This is a genomic window from Mesorhizobium sp. M8A.F.Ca.ET.021.01.1.1, assembly GCF_003998025.1.
Classification (GTDB): domain Bacteria; phylum Pseudomonadota; class Alphaproteobacteria; order Rhizobiales; family Rhizobiaceae; genus Mesorhizobium.
In genome coordinates this window covers 1-5,590 of the sequence record NZ_RZSJ01000423.1, presented here as the reverse complement: position 1 = coordinate 5,590, position 5,590 = coordinate 1, and the positions used below count along the sequence as shown (strand labels likewise).

Below are 5,590 nucleotides of genomic sequence, written 5' to 3'. Positions count from 1 at the left end.
CCGTGGCCTCGAAGGCGCGCAGCGGGTTGAGAGGTGGCAGGCGCTTGGCCATGGGCGCTCGGCTTCATTGTGAGATTTTCTCACAGAAACCACCCTAACAATATCAATTGCTTTTTCAATGCGGCTGCCGGACACTTTTGCCTGGAACAACATCAAGACGTGAAATCTGCATTCAGCCAGCGGGACAGCGGCCCGGCCGGATGACGGTCGGTTCGCCCGAGATCACCGACGGCAACACTGCATCACCTGAGGAGGAGCGGATATGGGATACGATCGCGGCAAGCTCGACGCGCTGCGTCGCAAATATGGCGAGAGCCATGGCGGCGAGATGTTCGACCCGAAATTCCGCAAGGTCGCCGACAAGATCTTTTCCAAGAGCGGCACGCGGCTGGCGCCCTATTCCGGCATCCCGACGTTCCTCACGGCGCCTTATCGCGAAATCGCCGCTGACAATCCGGACTTTGGTGACCTGCAGGTGGCGATCATTGGCGTGCCGATGGATCTTGGCGTCACCAACCGGCCGGGCTCGCGCTTCGGGCCGCGCGCATTGCGGGCCATCGAGCGCATCGGCCCCTACAATCATGTGCTGGAATGCGCGCCGACGCATGAGCTCAGGGTCGCCGACATCGGCGACGTTCCGTTCCAGAGCCGCTACAGGCTGGAGACCAGCCATGAGGATATCGAGCGGCGCATCAATCAGATCGTCGACGCCGGTGTCATCCCATTGTCGGTCGGTGGCGACCACTCGATCACGCACCCGATCCTGAAGGCTGTCGGCAAGAAGGCGCCGGTCGGGCTCATCCACATCGACGCCCATTGCGACACCAGCGGGCTGTTCGACCTGACCAAATTCCACCACGGCGGACCGTTCCGCAACGCGGTGCTGGACGGCGTGCTCGACCCGACGCGCACCATCCAGATCGGCATACGCGGCGCCGCCGAGTATCTGTGGGAGTTCACCTACGAGTCCGGGATGACCGTGGTCCATGCCGAGGAGGTGACCGGGCTCGGCATTCCCGCCATCATCGAGAAGGCGCGCAAGATCGTTGGCCATGGCCCGACCTATGTGTCCTTCGACATCGACAGCGTCGATCCGGCCTTCGCGCCGGGCACCGGCACGCCAGAAGTCGGCGGGCTGACCACGCGCGAAGTGCTCGAGCTGCTGCGCGGCCTCAAGGGCCTCAACATCGTCGGCGGCGACGTCGTCGAGGTGGCGCCGCAATATGACGCGACCACCAACACCGCGCATGCCGGCGCGCAGGTGCTGTTCGAGATCCTGAGCCTGATGGTGTTCAGCCCGGCCCTCGCCGGCAAGGGAGCCTGACGGCCGGAAAGCAAAGGCGGCCGCCGCGCTGGAGCCGGCGGCCGACCCAAACAATCAAAAGCATCCAGAAGGGGAATGACAATGACAATCCGATCGACGTTCAAATCATCCATCGCCGCCGTCCTGGTCCTGGGCGCGGCAGGTCTCGGCCTCGCCACGCAGGCGGCCAAGGCCGACGCGCTGGCCGATATCACCAAGGCCGGCACCATCAATGTCGGCGTTTTCGCCGACTTCCCGCCTTTCTCCTCGGCCAGTGCCGACATGAGCCTCAAGGGCTACGACATTGATGTCGCGCAGTACATCGCCGACACGCTCAAGGTGAAGCTCAACACCGTGGCCGTCACCGGCCAGAACCGCATCCCTTACCTCAACGACCACCGCGTCGACATCCTGATGAGCGTCGGCTACTCGAAGGAACGCGAGCAGGTCATCGACTTCGCCGCCGCCTACGCGCCGTACTACATCGCGGTGATCGGTCCGGCGGCGATGTCGGTGAAGGGCAAGGAAGACCTTGCCGACAAGTCGATCGCCGTCAATCGCGGCACGCTGGAAGACACCTCGCTCACCGAGGCAGCGCCCGCTTCTGCCGACATCAAGCGCTTCGACAACTACAATTCGGTGATCCAGGCCTTCATTTCCGGCCAGACCCAGTTGATGGTCGTCGGCAACGATGTCGGCGCCCAGGTTCTGGCGAAGCAGGACGTGCTGAAGCCGGAACAGAAGTTCCAGCTTCTGACCTCGCCCTCGCATATCGGCCTCAACAAGAATGAGGATGCCCTCAAGAAGGCCGTCAACGATGCCGTCGCCAAGATGCTGGCTGACGGCAAGCTGGATGAAAGCTCGAAGGCCTGGCTGAAGACGCCGCTCAACCCCGACAACCTCAAGGATTGAGCTGCCGTGGCCTTCGGCTGGCTTCCAGGTGCCGTGAGCGACATCGCCCACGGCGCCGCCACGACGATCCTTTTGATCGCCGTGACAACGCTGGCGGGAACGCTGCTCAGCATCCTGGGGGCCGCCGGACGGCGAAACGGTCCCGCTCTGCTGCGCCACGCCATCGCCTGGTATGTCGAGGTGATGCGCAACACGCCTTTCCTGGTGCAGCTGTTTTTCATCTTCTTCGGTCTGCCGAGCCTCGGCATCAGGCTCGACCCGATCCTCGCGGCCATGCTGGCGATGACGCTCAACATGGCCGCCTATACGATCGAAATCGTCGGCGCCGGGCTCGACGCGGTGCCGCACGGGCAGACGGAAGCGGCGCTGGCACTCGGGCTGCGGCCGCGCCAGGTGTTCATCAAGATCGTACTGCCGCAGGCGCTCAAGGTGATTTATCCCGCGCTGACCAGCCAGATCGTCATCATGATGCTGGAGTCGGCCGTCGTGTCGCAGATCGCCGTGCGCGAGCTGACCTATGAGGCCGACATGCTGCAGGCGCGCACTTTTCGCTCGTTCGAGACCTATTTCGTCGTGACGCTGGTCTATCTCGCCCTGTCGATGGCCCTGCGCCGGCTGCTGGTCACCGGCGGGCGCCGCGCGCTCGGAGCTGGCGTGTCATGATCGAGTTCACCCTCTGGGACATCGTGCGCAACCTGCTGCTGGCCACACGCTGGACGGTGCTGTTGTCGCTGGCTGCCTTTGTCGGCGGCGCCGTGGTCGGGATGGCGGTGCTGTTCCTGCGGATTTCCAGGAACAAATGGAGCCGGCGCCTTGCCTCCGGCTATATCGCGCTGTTCCAGGGAACGCCGCTGTTGATGCAGCTCTTCCTGATGTTCTTCGGTCTGCCGATGCTCGGCCTACGCATCGAGCCCTGGACGGCGGCCGTGCTCGGCCTGACCTTCTTCGCCAGCGCCTATCTGGCCGAGATCTGGCGCTCCGGTGTCGACGCGCTGCCGCTTGGTCAATGGGATGCCGGAGCCAGCCTCGGCCTGCACTATCTGCAGGAACTCAGGCTGATCATCCTGCCGCAGGCGTTCGCCATCACCCGCGCGCCGACCGTCGGGTTCCTGGTGCAATTGATCAAGTCGACAGCGCTGACCTCGATCATCGGCTTCGAGGAGCTGGTGCGGACCTCGAACGCCATCAACAACGCCACTTTCGAGCCGTTCAAAGTCTACGGACTGGTGGCGCTCATCTTCTTCGTCATGTGCTTTCCACTGACGCAATATGCGCGCAGACTTGAGAAGCGAGCGTCGGCGATCTGAGCCGCGAGAGCACGTTGCGTTGGCCAACATCGACCGCGACTACATTGAGTGATTTCGGTGGTGGCTTGACCTGCGCTGAAGGCCGGCGGCGGGCATTATCGCGCAGGCCGCACGCGAATGAAGGCGGCACATGGAGAAGCCGTTTGGCAGCTCCAGCGCTTTACATCTGCAGCCGGTCACCTAGTTTTAGAGTTTCGCGCCGCGCACTTTGGTGCGTGGATGATCGAAAACGGGACCGTGACCTCTGGCCGATCCCCTCAAAAAGCTCCCAAAAGGATAACTGCCATGACACAGGCCAAGAATGGCGACACCGTGCGCATCAATTATACTGGATGTCTGGCCGACGGCACTCAATTCGACGCTTCCGGCGGCGAACCGTTGCAATTCACCCTGGGTGAAGGGCAGGTGATCTCCGGTCTTGAAACCCATGTCGAGGGCATGGAGGTCGGCGCGAAAAGCACCGTCACCGTTCCCGCCGAAGCCGCCTATGGCCCCCACCGCCCCGAAGCGGTCATGACCATCGACCGCGCCCGCGTGCCGGATAACATCAATGTCGATATCGGTACCCGATTGCAGGTCAGAACCAGCGAGGGGCGCCCCATGCCGGTAACGGTCGTCGGCGTGAACGACGCCAGCGTCAAGCTAGACGGCAATCATCCGTTGGCCGGAAAGGACCTGGTGTTCGACGTTGAACTGGTCGAGATCGTCCAGGCGGCGTAGTTCCGGCGTCAACGGGATGAATCACGACTGAAAGTTCGGTGTTCTTCGTCGCGGTGGCGGCGCTGGTGTTCGGGTCGATCGCCGGGTTCGGCGATATCCGCAGGCTGCTCTGCGCGACGTCGTCGGACGGCAACTGATTGAGCCAGACGAAAACGGGAATTGCCCAACCAATGGCAAGGACCAGGAATGACAAGGTGAACGCAATCACCCGGCGTTGGGGCCCCTCATCGTGCTTGGGTGGCGCCGGGTGGCTCGGCCAGGGTGAGCTGATTGCCGTCCGGATCGCGAATATGCGCCACCCTGCCGAAATCGCCGGCTTTTTCTTTTCCCAGGGTCAGGCCCACGCGTTCCAGCGATGCACGGGCCTTGTCCATGTTTGGCACGACGATCGTGCACATGCTTGATCCAGCGTTGCTTTCATTGAGAAATATCTGGATGTTTGCGCCCGCGACGCCACGCCACTGGATCAGGCTGTCCATGGGACGGTCGTCCGGCCGGCGTTCGAACAGGAGTGTGTAAAAGCGCTCCGACGCTGCCATATTCGTCGTGGCCAGAGCGGCGTAAATACCTTGGATATCCATCGTGTGCCTCAATCCTGATTGAAATCCGCCAACGCTTGAACATTGAGTGAGTTCCGCATTTGGCGCGATTTCGGCAGGTCTGGCGTCTCGGCGCTTCTGATAGCGCCATTTGATGAGCAGCGATGTTGAGCCATGCGGCCCTTTGCTATCGGCACCCGTGGTCTCAATGTCCAAACGCCAGCGACGGCGCGATGCGGTCGCGCCGCAGCCAGCGCGCCAGAAGCAGCGCCGCCACCACGGCCAGCCCCGATGACAGGCCGATCCAGATGCCGACGCCGTGGAAGCCGAAATGGAAGGCGAGCAGCACGCCGAGCGGCAGGCCGACGCCCCAGTAGCCGATCGCGGCATAGATCATCGGCACCTTGGTGTCGTGCAGGCCGCGCAGCATGCCGGCGGCAACCGCCTGCGCGCCGTCGAAGACCTGGAACAGGGCGGCAAAGACCAGGAACGACACGGCAAGCGCGATCACCCTGGCATTGGCGGGATTGCCCAGGTCGATGAAGGCGCTGATCAGGAGATGCGGCCAAAGCACCATCACCAGCCCCATCAGCGCCATGAACGAAACGCCGATGACGAAGGCGGTCCAGCCGGCACGCGACACGCCCTCGGGATTGCCGGCGCCATGCGCCAGTCCGACCCGAACCGTCACCGCCTGGTTGAGGCCGAGCGGGACCATGAAGGAGATCGAGGCGATCTGGATGGCGATCGCGTGCGCGGCCAGCGAATCGGCGTCGATCAGGCCCATCAGCAGCGCCGCCGCGTTGAAG

7 protein-coding genes are annotated in these 5,590 nt (G+C 63.1%); 5 read left to right on the top strand and 2 right to left on the bottom strand.

All coding sequences use genetic code 11. The features are described from left to right. Nucleotides 1-262: 262 nt before the first annotated feature. From speB to EOA36_RS25850, 5 genes are all read left to right on the top strand, one after another. Nucleotides 263-1,324, top strand: a complete 1,062-nt coding sequence (speB, locus tag EOA36_RS25870) for an agmatinase (protein ID WP_127279980.1) — start codon at nucleotides 263-265, stop codon at nucleotides 1,322-1,324. An 81-nt stretch (nucleotides 1,325-1,405) separates the two neighbouring features. After that, nucleotides 1,406-2,215, top strand: coding sequence for a transporter substrate-binding domain-containing protein (locus EOA36_RS25865; protein WP_127279979.1), 810 nt, complete (start codon nucleotides 1,406-1,408; stop codon nucleotides 2,213-2,215). A gap of 6 nt (nucleotides 2,216-2,221) precedes the next feature. Beyond that, nucleotides 2,222-2,878, top strand: a complete 657-nt coding sequence (locus EOA36_RS25860; RefSeq protein ID WP_127279978.1) for an amino acid ABC transporter permease — start codon at nucleotides 2,222-2,224, stop codon at nucleotides 2,876-2,878. Beyond that, complete coding sequence (locus tag EOA36_RS25855; RefSeq protein ID WP_127279977.1) at nucleotides 2,875-3,522, top strand: amino acid ABC transporter permease; 648 nt, start codon at nucleotides 2,875-2,877, stop codon at nucleotides 3,520-3,522. Before EOA36_RS25860 ends, EOA36_RS25855 begins: the two co-directional genes overlap by 4 nt. A gap of 285 nt (nucleotides 3,523-3,807) precedes the next feature. Beyond that, the gene (locus EOA36_RS25850) at nucleotides 3,808-4,242 is read left to right on the top strand and encodes a peptidylprolyl isomerase (RefSeq protein WP_127279976.1); all 435 of its coding nucleotides are present in this window, start codon (nucleotides 3,808-3,810) and stop codon (nucleotides 4,240-4,242) included. A 224-nt stretch (nucleotides 4,243-4,466) separates the two neighbouring features. Here the strand turns inward: EOA36_RS25850 and EOA36_RS25840 are convergent, their stop codons facing one another. Continuing rightward, complete coding sequence (locus EOA36_RS25840) at nucleotides 4,467-4,823, bottom strand: VOC family protein (RefSeq protein ID WP_127279975.1); 357 nt, start codon at nucleotides 4,821-4,823, stop codon at nucleotides 4,467-4,469. 163 nt (nucleotides 4,824-4,986) lie between these two features. Beyond that, nucleotides 4,987-5,590, bottom strand: a 604-nt coding sequence (locus tag EOA36_RS25835; RefSeq protein ID WP_245464466.1) for an MATE family efflux transporter, incomplete at its 5' end; no start/stop codon positions are given.